18 protein-coding genes, 1 pseudogene and 1 other annotated feature are annotated in these 16986 nt (G+C 35.2%); of the genes and pseudogenes, 16 read left to right on the forward strand and 3 right to left on the reverse strand.

Annotated features, from left to right (window positions below):
• Positions 1 to 228 precede the first annotated feature (228 nt).
• Together KHA87_RS05170 and KHA87_RS05175 are read left to right on the forward strand one after the other, a co-directional pair.
• Positions 229 to 1113: a YitT family protein gene (locus KHA87_RS05170; RefSeq protein ID WP_213093031.1), complete on the forward strand. Its 885-nt coding sequence runs from the start codon at positions 229 to 231 to the stop codon at positions 1111 to 1113.
• Between the two features lie 227 nt (positions 1114 to 1340).
• Positions 1341 to 1955: an ABC transporter ATP-binding protein gene (locus KHA87_RS05175; RefSeq protein ID WP_349305578.1), complete on the forward strand. Its 615-nt coding sequence runs from the start codon at positions 1341 to 1343 to the stop codon at positions 1953 to 1955.
• 65 nt (positions 1956 to 2020) lie between these two features.
• Here the strand turns inward: KHA87_RS05175 and KHA87_RS05180 are convergent, their stop codons facing one another.
• Positions 2021 to 2929 (reverse strand): MBL fold metallo-hydrolase, encoded by a 909-nt coding sequence (locus KHA87_RS05180; protein WP_249310137.1) that lies wholly within the window; start codon positions 2927 to 2929, stop codon positions 2021 to 2023.
• A gap of 112 nt (positions 2930 to 3041) precedes the next feature.
• On the opposite strand from KHA87_RS05180, the gene KHA87_RS05185 reads away from it, so the two are divergent.
• The 5 genes and pseudogenes from KHA87_RS05185 to catA all read left to right on the forward strand — a co-directional run bounded on the left by KHA87_RS05185 (position 3042) and on the right by catA (position 6509).
• Positions 3042 to 4124, forward strand: coding sequence for an ArsR/SmtB family transcription factor (locus KHA87_RS05185; protein ID WP_213093033.1), 1083 nt, complete (start codon positions 3042 to 3044; stop codon positions 4122 to 4124).
• Between the two features lie 70 nt (positions 4125 to 4194).
• Positions 4195 to 4347, forward strand: a complete 153-nt coding sequence (locus KHA87_RS05190; RefSeq protein WP_213093034.1) for a hypothetical protein — start codon at positions 4195 to 4197, stop codon at positions 4345 to 4347.
• A 216-nt stretch (positions 4348 to 4563) separates the two neighbouring features.
• The gene (locus KHA87_RS05195) at positions 4564 to 5019 is read left to right on the forward strand and encodes a DUF3995 domain-containing protein (RefSeq protein ID WP_349305555.1); all 456 of its coding nucleotides are present in this window, start codon (positions 4564 to 4566) and stop codon (positions 5017 to 5019) included.
• Positions 5020 to 5032: 13 nt separating this feature from the next.
• Positions 5033 to 5761: an isoprenyl transferase gene (locus KHA87_RS05200; protein WP_283249412.1), complete on the forward strand. Its 729-nt coding sequence runs from the start codon at positions 5033 to 5035 to the stop codon at positions 5759 to 5761.
• 110 nt (positions 5762 to 5871) lie between these two features.
• A pseudogene (gene catA / locus KHA87_RS05205) lies at positions 5872 to 6509 on the forward strand (type A chloramphenicol O-acetyltransferase).
• Positions 6510 to 6558: 49 nt separating this feature from the next.
• Here catA and sstT read toward each other — a convergent pair.
• Both sstT and KHA87_RS05215 read right to left on the reverse strand, forming a co-directional pair.
• Entirely contained in the window at positions 6559 to 7806 is a 1248-nt protein-coding gene (gene sstT / locus KHA87_RS05210; RefSeq protein ID WP_213093035.1) for a serine/threonine transporter SstT, read from the reverse strand.
• Between the two features lie 228 nt (positions 7807 to 8034).
• The gene (locus tag KHA87_RS05215) at positions 8035 to 8526 is read right to left on the reverse strand and encodes a hypothetical protein (RefSeq protein ID WP_213093036.1); all 492 of its coding nucleotides are present in this window, start codon (positions 8524 to 8526) and stop codon (positions 8035 to 8037) included.
• 135 nt (positions 8527 to 8661) lie between these two features.
• On the opposite strand from KHA87_RS05215, the gene KHA87_RS05220 reads away from it, so the two are divergent.
• From KHA87_RS05220 to KHA87_RS05260, 9 genes are all read left to right on the forward strand, one after another.
• On the forward strand, positions 8662 to 9498 hold the full coding sequence (locus KHA87_RS05220; RefSeq protein WP_249310139.1) for a DUF2935 domain-containing protein: 837 nt from the start codon (positions 8662 to 8664) through the stop codon (positions 9496 to 9498).
• 257 nt (positions 9499 to 9755) lie between these two features.
• A complete protein-coding gene (locus KHA87_RS05225) occupies positions 9756 to 10022 on the forward strand; it encodes a CD3324 family protein (protein ID WP_213093037.1) in 267 nt (88 codons plus the stop codon).
• A gap of 315 nt (positions 10023 to 10337) precedes the next feature.
• A complete protein-coding gene (locus tag KHA87_RS05230) occupies positions 10338 to 10976 on the forward strand; it encodes a FusB/FusC family EF-G-binding protein (protein WP_213093038.1) in 639 nt (212 codons plus the stop codon).
• A gap of 122 nt (positions 10977 to 11098) precedes the next feature.
• Entirely contained in the window at positions 11099 to 11422 is a 324-nt protein-coding gene (locus KHA87_RS05235; protein ID WP_213093039.1) for a hypothetical protein, read from the forward strand.
• 195 nt (positions 11423 to 11617) lie between these two features.
• On the forward strand, positions 11618 to 12430 hold the full coding sequence (locus KHA87_RS05240; RefSeq protein WP_213093040.1) for a DeoR/GlpR family DNA-binding transcription regulator: 813 nt from the start codon (positions 11618 to 11620) through the stop codon (positions 12428 to 12430).
• A complete protein-coding gene (murA, locus tag KHA87_RS05245; protein ID WP_213093041.1) occupies positions 12417 to 13730 on the forward strand; it encodes a UDP-N-acetylglucosamine 1-carboxyvinyltransferase in 1314 nt (437 codons plus the stop codon). The genes KHA87_RS05240 and murA overlap by 14 nt, the downstream gene beginning before the upstream one ends.
• Positions 13726 to 14343, forward strand: a complete 618-nt coding sequence (locus tag KHA87_RS05250) for an NUDIX hydrolase (protein ID WP_213094252.1) — start codon at positions 13726 to 13728, stop codon at positions 14341 to 14343. Before murA ends, KHA87_RS05250 begins: the two co-directional genes overlap by 5 nt.
• Before the next feature lie 274 nt (positions 14344 to 14617).
• Positions 14618 to 15895, forward strand: coding sequence for a histidine--tRNA ligase (locus KHA87_RS05255; RefSeq protein ID WP_213093042.1), 1278 nt, complete (start codon positions 14618 to 14620; stop codon positions 15893 to 15895).
• Between the two features lie 119 nt (positions 15896 to 16014).
• On the forward strand, positions 16015 to 16542 hold the full coding sequence (locus KHA87_RS05260) for a DinB family protein (protein ID WP_213093043.1): 528 nt from the start codon (positions 16015 to 16017) through the stop codon (positions 16540 to 16542).
• A 53-nt stretch (positions 16543 to 16595) separates the two neighbouring features.
• Positions 16596 to 16852, forward strand: a binding site (T-box leader).
• Positions 16853 to 16986: the final 134 nt, after the last annotated feature.

The following is a 16986-nucleotide window of genomic DNA, read 5'->3' on the forward strand; positions in this document are numbered from 1 at the left end:
TCATAAGCGGGATGAAGACATTTTAAGAGAAAAAAGAGCCAAAATGTCCTTCATAAGCGGAATGAAAGACATTTTGTAAGAAAAAAGGTCCAAAATGTCCTTCATGATAAAAGAATATTGATATAAATTTACACATATACCTACTCACTTGGAGGGGTTATTTTTTTTGTGTTTGTTTCATTTTTGCTATAATTTAATTAACATCAAATAGAGGGAGAAAAAAATTACATGACAAGTAGTGGAATTGTAAAATATAAGCATAGGAGATTAAAGAAGAGAAAAGTATTACAACGTGGAATTGCCATTTTGATCGGTGGTATTATTGCTGCAATTGGGTTAGAAATTTTCCTAGTTCCAAATAGCGTAATTGATGGTGGAATTACGGGTATTTCTATTATGCTAGCACATTTAACTGGAATACCACTCGGTGTATTTATCTTTGTATTAAATCTACCGTTTATATTTATCGGTCGTAAGCAAATTGGTAAAACCTTCGCATTATCTACGTTATTTGGTATCATCGTCTTATCGTTTTTTACCGCATTATTTACTCCTGTTCCTGCCTTTACACAGGATATTCTATTAGCGACAATCTTTGGTGGTATAGTAATAGGTACTGGTGTAGGGATTGTCATTCGATTTGGGGGAGCAATGGATGGAACAGAAATACTTGCTATTCTGGTTAACAAGAAGCTCCCATTCTCAGTTGGAGAAATCATAATGTTTTTGAATGTGTTCATTTTGGGAATAGCAGGCTTTGTTTTTGATTGGAATCGTTCTATGTATTCTATTATCGCATATATTATTGCCACCAAAACAATAGATGTGGTAGTTCAGGGTCTTGATCAATCAAAATCAGTATGGATTATCAGTGATAATTATAAGGAAATTGGCGATGCCATTTTAGCTAGATTAGGTCGCGGCGTTACATACTTAAATGGTGAAGGTGCTTTTACAGAAGATGAAAAACAAGTGATATTTTGCATTATCAACCGTTTGGAGGAAGCCAAATTAAAAACGATTGTAGAGGAATTGGATGAAAAGGCATTCCTGGCATTCGGAGATATTGCAGAGGTACGTGGAGGCAATTTTAAAAAGAAAGATATTCACTAAGAGAAATAACAATAATACAAGCTTTGCTTCAATTTGAGGTAAAGCTTTTTAATTCAAAAATTATTGTAACTTATTTACAATATTTAATTCGTTATGTAAAATTGCAAATATATAGTAAATTGACAGTCCTTGAATAGAAAGAGGTCTAAAATGATAAAAAAATAGAATGTATCGATGTTGGCAAATCATTTGCAGGCGACGGTGTTAATACAAATGCTGTCCTAGATATTAATGTAACTTTCAGTAAAGGAGAATTTATTACTATCGTTGGTCCTTCAGGGTCAGGAAAATCAACATTCCTTAGTCTGCTAGGAACCCTTGATGCTCCAACCTCAGGAAAGATTTTATATGATGGGGAAGAAGTTATAACCAAAAGTAAAAATAGTATCGCGGATTTTCGTTTTGAACACATCGGGTTTATTTTCCAACAATTTCACCTCCTACCTACTTTAACCGCACTTGAAAATGTCCTCTCACCATTGTTTTCACGAAACGTTTCTTACAATAAAGTTCAACGTGCAAAAGAGGTTTTAGCACAGGTTGGCCTAGCTGATAAAGAAAATTCGCTACCATCCCAGTTATCTGGTGGGCAGCAGCAAAGAATTGCCATTGCCCGTGCGATTGTCCACAAACCTGACTGGCTCCTTGCAGATGAACCAACTGGTAATTTGGATTCTGAGTCGGGAGATCGTATCTTTGAATTGATACACGAGCTAAATATTCATGAAGGATGCGGAGTGTTTTTCGTTACCCATGATCTAAAGCTAGCTGCTAAAGCAAGTCGGATGATAACCATGAAAGATGGAAGCATTATGTCAGATAATCGGATAGCGGTTGTTTGATAATCTAATTTTGAAAAAAGATTAAATCGTATGAGATTCCATTTCTTCATACGTTTTGTCTTTTTTTAATTAATACCTTGTGAATTTTCTTTAAGCAGCTTTAAATTTCGTATAAAATTTTCACTAGCTGACCATTTTTGAAATTTAGGTGGTATGGAAAGCTCATCTAGATTCCTATTTTCTTTAACTAAAGTGGTTATTTTATTTATATAATTCATTAAAGATTTCATATCATGCTTTGCTCCAACCGGCCCATGCCCGGGAACCGCTATATCAATCTCCATTTTTTTCGCTTCATTCAAAATTCGAATCCAATTTTCAGGATTGGATTCCTCGAAAAGCGAAGGGTGCGTATCAACAAATAATAAATCACCCATGAAGATGACCTTGTCGTCTGGAAGATATAAAATCGCGTCGCAGAAAGAGTGTCCCCCACCTAATGTAAAAAGTTCTGCCTGCCTTTTTGAACCATGAAACATGACTTTGCTATTAAATGTTTGATGCGGGAGTACTAGCTCTAGAGAGGGCAGTGAAGTCGCTATTTCTTTTAAAAAGCGAATTTGATTCTCCAACCCTATGTCATTTTTTTCTATTAATGATTCAATAAATTGCAAAAGACCTTTTATATCATTCTTCTGTTTTGCAATTCTTTCAGGATGAAGCTCCTTCATTTTTTGATATGTCGTACTACTGGAAATAATATGACTGTCTTTAAAAATCTGATTGCCGCGCACATGGTCTCCGTGCCAATGACTATTAATAACCCATGTAACTGATTGACCTGTTATGCTTTCAGCAAAATGCTGTAAGTCCTCCGCCGCTTGTTGTGTATTGAAAGTATCAAAAACAATCGTTTGATCACCTAGATCTACAAAACCCGCGTTTCCAACAGAGCCTCCGCCATCCTTTGCAATTGCAGCATATATTCCATCCTTCAGCTTTTGCAGCTCAAAATGCTTGCTCTTAAAATGCATCTTCATCGACCTTTCTATTAAAAATTGTGTAGTATTTGGACCTATTATATGATGTTAGTAATATAGAAAACTACTTATTGAGTAAAGAGTAAATCAGTTAGAGGTGCACAAAATGTCTTTTACATTACGCTTTTCCAATTTTTCAGCAGAGCAAATTGCATTTGGTTATTCCGCTGCACATGAAACACTATTAGCACTGCATGTATTTGTTGATTGCAAGCACCATCCATTGCATATACCGTGGGTTTTAAATGCCCGGAAAAAGGTGCATACCGCATTAAAAGAAGAAATAGAATCCTTTAGTATTCTTTATAAAAGGCCAATTGTTACATTTTGGGATAATCACAGTAATACTACTTTTACTACTTTTGAACGTGAGCTTGATCTATTGGCTCAAAAACCAATTGAATTTTACTCCAGTACAGTAATGGGTATTATCTTGAACGATAGGGCAGCAGATGAAATGAATATTCATCAAGTTGAACAAAAATTTTCGGATATAGCCTTGAAAAGGTACCCTGAATCAGGACAGGTAATTACAGAGTTATTAAATAACCCTGAAAAGAACAGAGCTCGTTTTATTCGTATGCTGGAGGACTTTTGGAAGGTTTGCTTGGAGGAAGAATGGCCAAGGATAGAGGAGCTATTTGTAAATGATATTTCTTTAAGAGGCACTACATTATTGAAGGAAGGACCATTACAGTTGTTATCGAGCCTATCTCCAGAAATAGCCGTTTATCCAAGTGAAAATAAGGCGGTAATTAGGAGAGTTTCGAAGGATTACATATTTATTGATGAACAGGAAGAATTATTTTTAACCCCATCGTATTTTGCCTGGCCACATTTATTTGTCAAACGGGATAAACCGATTGGGATTAATTATTCCATAATGGAAAATCAGCTGGAAGCTGCGAAGCCAATCCCTCCAGAGGAGCTTATAAAATTTTTGCGAGCAATTGGGGATTTCACGAGACTGCAAATAGTAAAGTATTTAGCCGACAGACCACGATCTACTAGAGAGCTAGCAGGATTAATAGGAGTGACAGAGGGCGCAATTTCTAAGCATTTAAAACAGCTTGGGGAAGCTGGGTTAATAACAGCAAAACGGGATAGCTATTATGTTTTCTATCAATTAATAGAACAGCCATTAAAAGACTTTCCAAATGGTTTAAGCAAATTTCTCCTAAAAAATTAAAGGAAAATCGACTGGTATAAGAGAATGAAAGGATTATCTGATTTCCATTAAATAAATATTGGAGAGTATTATGTCTGAATATACTGAAATCAGAGGTGCGCATATACATAAACTAAAGAATATTGATATCCCCATTCCTAAGGGAAAATGGACAGTGGTTTCCGGAAGCCGAAAGTCCAGCAGAATATTCGATGCTTTAAATGAGGAAGATAAGCGGCCATAAATGCAGTGTAGAGAATTTGGAGGACAAGAACTAAATGTTATACCGGAGAGCAATTTTATTTCCATTATCCAAGCCACTCCAACTTCTTCGAGTAAAGCGTATGGAGATATGAATGAAAATATATTGAAGAACGCAATAATGTAAAATACTTTCAAAAGAAAAAACTATTTTGAGATTCACTTTCTGTTATCTGAAATAACTAAGGGAGTGATAAGTGTGGGGAAAAGTAAAAACTATTATGCTATTGCAGGTGCGTTTTGGTGCATGTTGTTTTCTCTCATAAGTTTTTATTGGGCTAGTGGGGGAATGCTAGGAGTTAAAACTTTAGGTGGAATAATGTATCAAAAAGCATTGGAAAGAGAAGATTCATTTATAGCCATTGTCTGGATAACAGGTTTAATTAAGCTGGCTGGGGGCTTCTTTTTACTGCTTCTCCTGCGAAAATGGTCTAAATTAGTGAATCGGACTCTATATTTCATAGCTCTCATTGGTGGAATTTTACTATTTTTATATGGCTTAGTTAACTTTGGAACCATTTTTCTTTCAGTAACTGGCTATATCTCACTTCAAATAGAAAACTTCGCTGCTATGTGGAGACTCTTTTTTTGGGAACCTTTTTGGATGTTAGGCGGGGCTTTGTTTATTCTTTCTGCGTTCAAATTTTCTAAGTAGAATAAAGCAAATATTGAGGATAGAGGAAGTTGATGAAAAAGTGAAAGCGAACATACCAACACATATTGCAATTATGATGGATGGAAACGGAAGATGGGGAGTTCAGCAGGGACTAACGAGAAGTCAAGGTCACTTTGCAGGTGCTCAGACAATGGAAAGAATCATTGAGGCATCTCTAGAATTAGGCGTAAAAATATTGACCTTATATGTCTTCTCATCGGAAAACTGGAAAAGACCAAAGGAAGAGGTACAATATTTAATGGATCTTCCTGCAGAATACTTAAATCAAAAGCTGCCTAAGTTTAAAAAGAATAATATAAGAATTTGTATTTCCGGAGATATGGATGGGTTGCCTTTACATACCCAAAATGCTTTCAAAAAGGCAATAAATGAAACTTCCAGTAATAATCAGCTGATCGTTAATTTTGCTTTAAACTATGGGGGCAGAAACGAAATACTAGCTGCCGTTAAATCCTTAATAATGGATATAAACAACTCTAAGGTACAAATAGAAGAAATAAATGATGATCTAATCAATAATTATCTTTATACAAAAGAACTTCCTGATCCGGATATTATCATCCGAACTGGAGGAGAAAAAAGACTTAGTAATTTTTTGTTATGGCAGTCTTCAAAATCGGAACTATGGTTCAGTGAAGTGTTTTTTCCTGACTTCACCAAGGAAATGCTGTTACAAGCGATTAACGATGTAAATCAAAGAAAACTGGAAATAGAAAGATAGGCATAAGATAAGTTTATAAAACGGCAAAGTAATTGAAGGGGTGAAGAAAATGGTGAAAGCAGATAAATTAGCCTCCTAGAATCAAACTATATTTTAGGAGGCTAATAAAATTGAAATTCCATACAATTGATCGAGAAAACTGGGAGAGAAAGACGTATTTTGAGCATTATTTGCATCAAAACTGCAATTATAGTATATCAGCAAATATCGATATTACTTTGTTACTAGAACAGTTACGTAATAAAAGTTTAAAATTATACCCTGCCTTTATTTTCATAGTAAGTAATATAGTGAATTCTCATCAAGAATTCCGGACTTGTTTTAACGAAGAAGGTGTATTGGGCTATTGGAATCAAATGATTACAAGCTATACCATTTTTCATCAGGATAAAAAATCATTCTCCAGCATTTGGACTGAATTCACCAATGAATTTTCTACTTTTTATAAAAAATATCAAATGGATATGGATTGTTATGGTGATCTAAAAGGTTTTGATACAAAGGGAAATATTCCTAAAAATATATTTCAAGTATTCCTTGGGTAAGCTTTACGGGATTCCATTTACATATTCAACATGATAATGATTATTTACTTCCCATCATTACTGGAGGAAAATATTTTTATCAACAAGACAAAGTATTATTACCAGTTTCCATGCAATTACATCATGCTGTATGTGATGGATATCATGCTGGTATATTTTTCGAGAAGCTGCAACAATTATCTTTTAAATGTAAACTAACATAACACTTTAACAAAGAAATCCCTCTATTTAGAAAATAGAGGGATTTCTTTACTATATGGCTTTTTTAACCGCTTGTTTCATGGCCGTTTTTTGCCCTTCTAAGCGACGCTTTCTAAATTCTGCCGTTGCAGTGAAAAGTACATCGGTTGAGGAGTTAAGTGCCGTTTCACAAGAGTCCTGCAGAACTCCTACAATAAATCCTACCCCAACAACTGTCATCGCAACATCATTTGGAATTCCGAATAAGCTGCAAGCCAATGGGATCAATAGTAAGGAACCGCCTGCTACTCCAGAAGCACCGCAAGCACATATTGCGGAAAGAATACTAAGGATTATGGCTGTCGGAATATCAACTTCAATGTTAAGTGTATGAACTGCAGCAAGTGTTAATACAGATATGGTTACAGCTGCACCAGCCATATTAATGGTTGCACCTAAAGGTATGGAAACGGAATAAGAATCTTTATCCAAGCCTAGTTTTTCACATAATTTCATATTAACAGGAATATTTGCAGCGGAGCTACGTGTAAAGAATGCCGTAATACCACTTTCCTTTAAACATTTAAATACGAGTGGAAACGGATTTTGTCGGGCACATACATATACGATGATTGGATTGACAACAAAAGCTACAAATAGCATACATCCAATTAATACCGCAAGTAATTTTCCATAACCAATTAATGAGCGAAGACCATTTGCTGTAATAGAATCGATGACTAGGCCCATTATTCCAAATGGCGCAAATTTTATCACCCAAGTAACAATTTTGGATAATGCATCTGAAAAATTAGATATCATAGTTTTGGTAGTATCGGGAGCTTTTTTCAGAGCTAAACCAAGTAAAATTGCCCAAGCTAATATACCAATATAATTTGCATTGAAAATGGCTTTTACTGGATTATCAACGATGTTTAACAGCAAGGTTTTAAGCACCTCTACTACGCCACCGGGAGCCGTCAAATTCTCTGTACTCTTTGGTAATGTTAAAGTTACTGGAAAAATAAAGCTCACAATTACCGCTACTAACCCAGCTAAAAAGGTGCCTAATAGATAAAGGACTATGATAGACTTCATATTTGTTTTTTGCCCGCTCTTATGTTGTGCGATGGCAGACATTACTAGGAAAAATACTAATACTGGAGCGATACCCTTTAAAGCGCTTACAAATAAAGAGCCTAGAATAGTAAATGGCTTAGCAACGGCTGGTATCGTAACTGCGAGAATTATACCAATGATCAATCCTATTAGTATTTGTTTGACCAAACTTAATTGATTCCACTTTCTTATTAAACCCATTCTTGTTCCCCCTTGTTGATAGAGCTTAAAATACGCTTTTTCATCTCCCTAAAAAGAAGATAGACGTTGGAATTGTATCTATTATTTCACTATTCCAATTTAATAGTATTATAAGGAATATTTTGATATACTACAATAGTTTTTGTGTTTTTTATTTACCCATTAAAAGAGAGAGACTTTTACTGGAGTAGCCTCTCTTTCAAAAATTATTTCTAAAATGCTACTATTTCATTGTTTTTTTGGATAATTTTCAATAGTAATTTGATGGTTATATTTCTCATAAAAAAATTGAAAACCATACATAACAACCGATTTTATTAAAAAGAGAATGGATAATTTAAATTTGGAAAATCTCACTAATGAGACATATCCAACCTTTTTAAAATAATGAAGGAGAATGTAGGTGAAAAATGCATCGATAAGTAAATTTGTTTTCATATATAAAGCGAATTTTCCAAAGGTGTATTTAAAAATCCATATGGATCCAACTAAAAAAGGACCAAATATTAATGGAAATTCTCCTAATACATTTGGTTTTATTCGAATTGGAAACCACCACCATTTATTCTTTTCCCCAATGATTCCTTCTATTATGAGATAAAAGCACATAAATAAAGACCCTGGAAGAAATCTTTTAAACGTCTTGGATCCGATAAATGGGATAGAGAGCCAAGGTAAAATTGTCATAAGAAGAGTAAACTTATAGGTGTTTTTCATCATTTCTACTTCCCTTTAGTCTATTTAGATAGTTTTATTTTTCCTATTTTTCTATATGTTATGTGGGAATATTTATTCGTAATCATCTCTTGGTATTATCTTTCGTATTTATATAATAGGCAAAGGAGGAGAGCGAAATTGACAAAAAAATTGATTTCCATTTGGGAGGAGCATTTTTTTTGGTTGGAGGTGTTGCAGGACCACGCTTTTTTTGTGCGAGATCATTTATCTGTCACTGAGGTTGAATATGTTCAAACGGCACAACAATATATTCAATTATTTGGTAACCTACTTGGAATGATCAAAAATATACCTAAAACACGGGAAGCTTCAGATGAATTAATGATTGAATTTTCCAAGCAGGCATGGTCAGTGGCTAGAGGATATTTTGAATTTGAAGGAAAGCTTCAATCATTAAGAATTGATAATAACGTTAATTTGAATTTATCCCCGACCTATTTAAACGGAACATTGGCAGAGAACCAGGAATACTTACGCATTTTAAATTATCTGGTCCAAGGAATGGAGCCTGAACCACTTTCCTTAATATATTTGATGGATTTATGGCTAGAAGACCAATTAGGGCATGCCGTTTTATTTCGAAATTTAGTGGACCCAATTGAGGTCTTTTCCACAAAACAAATAGAAGGGTATATAAATAAATATCAGGTATTTATTGTTCAAAATCATCACTTAAAAGGATATTTAAGATTTAAAGAGCCTGGATTTGCACGGCAGCAGGAATTTGCTCGTGAAGTTGGGCAAACAACCATAGAAATGAGTCGATATATATATAGTATGGTAACAAAATATAAGGAAAACAAGGTTTTAAACAAGACTACTCTACGATTTTTGGAGCATCATTTTCCGGAAACATGTTATTTCATTAAAAAACTAAGCTTTTATGATCCAAGTATACAGGAACCTGCAAGTCGATGTTCACTTAGAAGACCTTCGTATTTATCCAGCATCTGATCATGTTGCAAATTATAAAGAAATGAACATGACAATACAGGTTGATTGAAAGTATAATATTGGTGAAAGAAAAATTAGTAGGGGAGGCAATTATATGGCAATCACAATACTATTGCCTAAATTTTTAACTACTCATGCAAAGCCTGAATTTGGGAAGGCGATACTTTGCATGGGGTCTAATATATAGTTCATCGCCATTTCATGAAAGGCTTTGCACCTTATTTGATAGGAAAAAATAAATAAGGGGCTGGCTAAAATTGAAATATGTAAAAGCAAGCACGGTATTACCGGAGAAACTCATCATTGAAATTCAAAAATATGTTCAGGGAGAATCTATTTATATACCTCGAAAGGAATCCACCCGTAAAAAATGGGGAACGAAATCTGGAGGAAGAAGCTTCATCGACAAGCGGAATGCTGAGATTAGAAATGCCTTTAAGAAAGGAACGACCATTCAAGGGCTTTCTGATAGATATTTTCTCTCTGTGGAAACAATAAAAAAAATCGTTTACTCGAAGCGCTGAGATTTTCAGTGCTTTTTTATTATTGCTTAGGAATTTATATAATTAAACCTTGTGGATAATTTTAGAAAAGTTGTTTACGTCTAGCTTCACCGCCTATCGGCTAGTGGATTTCTCCGTCTCCTCCCTACGATAAGTCAACATCAGCTCGTGAACTACCTCACTGTGTTTCCTTTATCTCAGTCGAAGACTACAAAATCCATACGCCGATGGACAAGGCGCTTGCGCATTTGTTATGTATTTTTTCTTTATATTCATTTTCTACATATGATCTAATGTCAAAATCACTTAAAGTAATAAGTGTAAGGAGGTAATAAAATGGAATTATTTATTCGAGCGGATCAATATCAATTTATAAAATTGCAAACGCAAATTCTCATAAATGGTCATTCTAGTGTGAACGACAGAAAAGTGTTAAATGCCTTAAAGTCATTAACGTATGATAAAGTAATGAACGTATTTTCCGACTTAAGCATGGAACAAAAACAACTATTAGAGCAGATATCAGATGTGGAGGATAGCCAACTAGCAGAAGCTTTCATAGGAAAAATAAAGCCTTACGTTATCCCATTTAAAGAGGTAACTGAACAGACGGTAAAAAAGTTATTTCCGAAAGCAAAAAAGTTAAAGCTGCCTGCTTTGGATGGCGTGGATTTTAAAGAAATAAGCTACCTTGGTTGGGATGACAAAGGGTCCAATAAAAAGTATTTGATCGCACCTCTAAATCATAAACTTATTGGACTTCATGGAAACTTTACATCTTCTTCGAAAAAAGGTGTTTGTGTGCTTTGCCAACGCCATTCGGAAATTGGACTCTTCATGTCAGAAATAAAGGGAAAGGTTCAAGGCACTTACACTAGAAGAGGGAATTATATTTGCCAGGACAGTATAAAATGCAACGAAAATTTAACATCCCTTTCAAAATTAGAGGAATTTATTACACTTTTAAAAGGCTAGTAGGAGCAATCTGGAAACTCAGGTTGCTTTTTTTGTTTTGAAAAATCCAATTATCTGAAACTAAAAGTTTTCCCTTTCGTATTAATACTTAAAAGCTCGATAAAAGGAAGGAGATGAAGTTAATGTATTTTGGAATTCAGACCTTGCCCAATATATTTATCGACAATGACACAAAGCATGACCTTTTAGACCTGCATTTTTTTATAGAAGGATCTAAAAGCTGGGAAGAGAAGGTGAAGAAAGTTAAATCGAATGAAAGGAAAATGCTAACCATCTATAACCGCAATATGGTTGGAGAAAAAAAGCTGTATATGCAATATAAAAATGAACAATATGAAATATTTAAGCTGACAAAGGATTACTGGTCCAATATATTAGTGAAGATTGATGATGTAAGTCAGGATAATCGATTGTCTCTTACCATTACACCTAATTTTTCTTTATAAATTGGAAGTAAAAGGTGCCTTCTTTGACGCGATTCCTGTTACTGGGAATCGCATTTTTTTGTACAAAGCCAAAATTAAATGATGCATAAAAATGAAACAACGTGAAAAATAGCGAATAAATACATTGACAATGATGAACTAAAATGAATAAGATGAAATTAGCGAAAAATGAAAAAAGCTGAAAGGTTGTTTTGCATGTTAGCGGAGGAGCGCAGACATAAAATATTAGACATCATTCAAGAGGAAGGTCGTGTCATTGCTAAAGACTTAGCTGATATGTTTGAAATTTCCATCGACTCTATACGGAGAGATCTTACGATTATGGAGGAACAGGGATTACTTCAGAAAACATACGGTGGCGCGATAATAATAGATACCATTCCTAAGGTGCGTACATTGCCACAGCCGGAATCTACTAGATATGGTTTTGCGGCACCGCATCAAAATTCTATATCCAAGTTAGCTGCTTCTTATATTAATATGCATGATACAGTTTTTATCGGCGGGGCCGGTATTCAGTTTGGAATGTTAAAATATCTTCCGTTTAACTTCCCTTTTACGGTAATTACTAATTCCATTAAAATTGCCGAAGCAATCAGAAAGCGAGAAAATATCACTTCTTACTTAATTGGTGGAAAATTAAGAGCCGATTCAGCCGGAAGTATGATTGATACATTAGCGATAGAGATGATTCGAAAATTCACATTAGATAAAAGCTTTTTAACCGGTGGCGGTATTGATTCTAAGGGAATTAGTACAGCTACACCGGAAGGAGCTGCTTTTTCACGGGCAGTTTCAGAGATTTCACGAAAAAATATTTGTCTAGCACCTTATGAAAAAGTAGGACATCGGATGTTTATCATGTCTGTACCAATAGAAGCAATTGATTTGATGATTACAGACCAAGGGGCATCGGAGACAGCAATTCAAGATATAAAAAGAAAACAAGTCGAGATTATTTTTGCAGATGAAAAGGAATTGGAGAGAGAAAATAATGAAATGGCTTAGTATAGAGCAAACACCGCAGTTACAAGGAAGCGTTACAATACCTGGTTCAAAAAATAGCTCACTTGCTTTGCTTGCTGCTGCCTGTTTAGCTGATGACACTGTTACATTGCTGGGAATCCCCAATATTGCGGACTACCGGGTTATCTGTCAATTAGGAGCAGAAATGGGAATAGAAATAATCAGAGATTCTTCTGATGCAGTATATATAAATGCAAACAATATTTTCAATACGAGTATGGACCCAAATAAATCTTCTGCCTTTAGAACAGCTTATTATTTTATTGGAGCATTACTTTCAAAATACGGAAAAGTATCATTAGGATACCCTGGAGGAGACAATTTTGTCAGCCGACCAATTGATCAGCACATAAAGGCATTTGAAAAAATGGGAGCGAAATTCACTTTTCATCAGGATTACTATGAAGTGGAGGCGCAAGAATTAACAGGAGCAACTATTTATTTCGATACAATTACCTCTGGAGCAACCATTAACAGCATGCTGGCGGCGGTTCGGGCAAAAGGTACTACTACATTGTTAAATGCGGCGCGAGATCCTGAAGTAATTGATACAGCTATTTTGCTTAATAAAATGGGAGCGAAAATAAGCGGTGCCGGTACGGATACCATCCGCATTATAGGAGTATCGCAATTGAGCGGTTGTGTGCATACTGTCATTCCCGATCGATTAATTGCCGGAGCTTTTTTAATTTCTACCGGTACAGTGGGGGGAACTGTTACAGTTAATAATGTCATCCCTGAGCATTTACAAGCCTGTATTTCAAAATTACAGGAAATTGGTTTCGAATTTTTAATCGAAGGCAATTCTATTACGTCCTACTCAAATGGAAAAATTCAGGCTACGAGAGTTCGTACTGCTATGTATCCGGGATTTCCTACGGATATACAGCAGCCAATGACTGCGCTCTTAACTCAAGCATCTGGGAAAAGTATTATCAGCGATAAAGTATATCCTAATCGATTCAATCATGTACCGCAGCTAGTCAGAATGGGAGCGGACATAAAAGTACGTTCTGGAGTTGCCTTTATAAAAGGGAAAAGCCCGTTAAAGAGTGCTGTCGTTCATGCTTCTGATATCCGTGCAGGCATTTGTCTTATACTTGCCGGTTTGGCAGCGGAAGGAGAGACAATGATTACAGGTGTAGAACATATTGAACGTGGCTATGAAAATGTAGTAGAAGCATTTCATGCATTAGGAGCGAAACTTACATTAAGGGAATCTGATACATTTGATGATACAGATCTTGATGCTCTCCAGAAATTCGGAGGTGTTCCATATTAGTCAAAAATGGCTGAACTGGGCACAAAGGATTCAAGCTATAGCACAAGCTGGGCTTACCTTTTCCAAAAATGAATTTGATACTGAACGATATGAAGAGTTACGGAGAATTAGCGCCGAAATATTGGAAGAGCATACAAGTGTTAAAAAAGAAAAAATCGTCGATATTTTTCAACACGAATCCGGATATCCGACACCAAAAGTAGATGTGCGCGGGGTAGTGTTCCACGAAAATAAAATTTTAATGGTAAAGGAAAAAAATGATAATAGATGGTCACTACCCGGGGGATTCTGCGAAGTAGGCTTGTCACCAAAAGAGAATATTGTGAAGGAGATAACGGAGGAAGCAGGGTATAAAGTCGTTCCGACAAGATTGCTGGCATTATTTGATATGAGAAAGCATGGTCATCCTCTACAAGCATTTCATTATTATAAACTGTTCATTCTATGTGAAATTGTTGGAGGGAAAGCCAAAACAGGAATAGAGACGAAGGATATATGTTTTTTTGAAGAGGATCATTTGCCAGAGCTCTCTACTGCAAGAAATACACACTCTCAAATCAAAATAATGTTTGAGTTTCTTAAGAAACCGAAAAAGGAGACAATAGTCGATTAAATCTAATACATAAAAAATCTTCTCCAATAAAATCTAATTTTAATTGAATTGTATTTTATAATATGCTACATTAATTGGAAATTAGAGGTGAGAAAGAATGCTGACAAACAGGAAATTCTTCACTCAATTCCATCATCATAACCATTAGCCTTGCTATTCGATTATTAAAAATCGTTATATAGGAAGGCTATTTCTTATGAAACCGCATTGATTAAGTTTTTGACATTAATCAAATGCGGTTTTTTATTTTACTCAAAAAATGGAGGTAAGCAAAATGAAAAAAATGGACTATCAAAATGTAAAGGGTACCCAGGATTATTTACCGAAGGACGAAGTAATACGGAGAAATGTTAGGAGAACTTTTGAAGATATTTTTATCCAATATGGATGTAAACCATTAGAAACTCCTATATTAAACTACACTGAATTATTAGCATCAAAGTATGGTGGAGGGGCTGAAATTCTAGAAGAAATGTATACATTAACAGATCGAGGCAAAAGAGATTTAGCATTAAGATATGATCTCACCATTCCATTTGCGAAAGTAGTCGCATTGAATCCGACAATAAGTATGCCATTTAAAAGATATGAGATAGGAAAGGTGTTCCGAGACGGTCCAATAAAAACAGGACGTTTGCGCGAATTTACCCAATGTGATGTAGATATTGTTGGAGCTCCATCCCAGATAGCAGAGGCAGAGTTAATGATGATGGCATTGGATGCATTTGAAAAACTTAATGTACAGGTAACTATTCAATATAATAACAGGAAGCTGCTTTCTGGAGTACTTGAAGTGTTCGGAACTCCAATAGAGAAAATGAATAAGGTAGTTTTAATTCTAGATAAAATAGAAAAGGTTGGACTTGAAAAGGTGCTTGCGGAGCTTTCGGAACAAGGGATATCAAGCGGTTCAGTCAAATTAATGGAACAGTTTTTAACAGAGAAGAATAATAGGAACTTGGATTATTTTGAAAGCTTTGCGGCTGAAAACGAACAGGCTCGTCAAGGGCTGAAGGAATTAAAGGAGCTTGAATCGTATCTGCGTTATCTTATGGTAAACGAGCAATGTGAATTTAATCCTTTTTTAGCAAGAGGATTAGAAATTTATACAGGAACAATTTATGAAATATTTTTAGAAGATAAAACGATTAAGTCAAGCATAGGCAGTGGCGGTAGATATGATCATGCTATTGGCGGGTTAATAGGATCTAATGAAAAAATTTCTACGGTTGGAATTTCATTTGGTTTAGATGTTATATATACTGCCTTATCATTGAAAGAAATGAATAGTAACAATCCAAGTGTAGATTTGTACGTGATTCCTATTAATACCCTAAGAGAATCGTTATTCGTAGCAAAAAGCTATAGAAGACAAGGGTACAAAGTGGAATTAGAATTGGGAAATAAAAAGCTGGGGAAGGCATTAGAGAAAGCAAACAAGGAAAAGATCCGCAAAGTCATTATTATAGGGGAAGATGAGGTGAGAAATAATCAATATAGGTTGAAGGATATGATTACAGGGGAGGAAAGCATGGTAGAATTCCGATATTAGCGGAAAGACGGTAAAAAGTAAAAGAGACCTTCTAATGTATTAAATATGAAACATGAATAGGATCTGGAACGTATATAATATCAAAGACTTTCTATCTATAAGGGATAAGGGGAGATAGTATGAATCTTAACTTCATGGAAGCTATCGAAATATTAGAACGGACACCCAATACACTGGAGCATTTTTTATCTGGTTTGTCCGAGGGGTGGCTGAATTGCAATGAGGGGGACCATACCTGGAATGCGGTGGAAGTGGTGGAGCATTTAATAGAGGCAGAAAAAAATAACTGGATACCAAGATTAGAATGGTTAATACGTGAAGGAGAGAATAAAGTTTTTCCACCCTTTGATCGTTTTTCTCATCTAAATGCAGGAACTGAAAAGTCGCTCCCACAAATTTTCGAGGATTTTAAATCTATACGAACCGAAAATATGATGAAACTTAAAAATCTAATAAATCCTGAAAAAGATTTTGATTTAATAGGATTGCACCCTGAATTTGGTCAAGTAAGATTAAGAGAATTACTAGCAACATGGGTCGTACATGACTTCACTCATATTTCTCAAATCGTGAGGGTAATGGCGGAAAGATATCGGAAAGATGTGGGACCATGGGAAGCGTATTTAGGTATTTTAAAAAAGAAATAATGAAAAATTATTGTTGAAAACATTCCAACAATTTGTTAATATCTTTTCTAATACAATTGGCGATGAAGAGATGAGTAGGTAAGAAGGTACATTACAGAGACCCTCGGATGGTGAAAAGAGGGATGGAAATTCTTATCGAAAAAAGCCTCTGAGCTTTGCACGGAACTAAGAATTTACTTAGGGATGCTGCGACGTTTTCCCACGTTACAGGGATAGGGTATCGCTGAATAATGCCGTACCTGATGAGGCTTGTTGAGTGATCAATAAGCAAACTGAGGTGGTACCGCGAAGTCAAACTCTCGCCCTCAAGATTGAAAAATCTTGGAGGTGGGAGTTTTTTATTTTGTCTTGAATAAAGGTTCTTTTCTTGAACGTTGTTAATTTTTTGACCGAAAATCTTAATGACAACCGAAAACTTGTTAAGAATGAATTAGAAGTTCATAT

Origin of the sequence: Bacillus sp. FJAT-49736 (assembly GCF_018343615.1) — a bacterium.
Taxonomy (GTDB): Bacteria; Bacillota; Bacilli; order Bacillales; family Bacillaceae_C; genus Margalitia.

Excerpts from the sequence above, each read along its gene's own strand:
- KHA87_RS05170 (WP_213093031.1), top strand. The coding sequence starts at position 229 with ATGACAAGTAGTGGAATTGTAAAATATAAGCATAGGAGATTAAAGAAG.
- KHA87_RS05180 (WP_249310137.1), bottom strand. The coding sequence starts at position 2,929 with ATGCATTTTAAGAGCAAGCATTTTGAGCTGCAAAAGCTGAAGGATGGA.
- KHA87_RS05185 (WP_213093033.1), top strand. The coding sequence starts at position 3,042 with ATGTCTTTTACATTACGCTTTTCCAATTTTTCAGCAGAGCAAATTGCA.
- KHA87_RS05190 (WP_213093034.1), top strand. The coding sequence starts at position 4,195 with ATGTCTGAATATACTGAAATCAGAGGTGCGCATATACATAAACTAAAG.
- sstT (WP_213093035.1), bottom strand. The coding sequence starts at position 7,806 with ATGGGTTTAATAAGAAAGTGGAATCAATTAAGTTTGGTCAAACAAATA.
- KHA87_RS05215 (WP_213093036.1), bottom strand. The coding sequence starts at position 8,526 with ATGATGAAAAACACCTATAAGTTTACTCTTCTTATGACAATTTTACCT.
- KHA87_RS05230 (WP_213093038.1), top strand. The coding sequence starts at position 10,338 with ATGGAATTATTTATTCGAGCGGATCAATATCAATTTATAAAATTGCAA.
- KHA87_RS05235 (WP_213093039.1), top strand. The coding sequence starts at position 11,099 with ATGTATTTTGGAATTCAGACCTTGCCCAATATATTTATCGACAATGAC.
- KHA87_RS05240 (WP_213093040.1), top strand. The coding sequence starts at position 11,618 with ATGTTAGCGGAGGAGCGCAGACATAAAATATTAGACATCATTCAAGAG.
- murA (WP_213093041.1), top strand. The coding sequence starts at position 12,417 with ATGAAATGGCTTAGTATAGAGCAAACACCGCAGTTACAAGGAAGCGTT.
- KHA87_RS05255 (WP_213093042.1), top strand. The coding sequence starts at position 14,618 with ATGAAAAAAATGGACTATCAAAATGTAAAGGGTACCCAGGATTATTTA.
- KHA87_RS05260 (WP_213093043.1), top strand. The coding sequence starts at position 16,015 with ATGAATCTTAACTTCATGGAAGCTATCGAAATATTAGAACGGACACCC.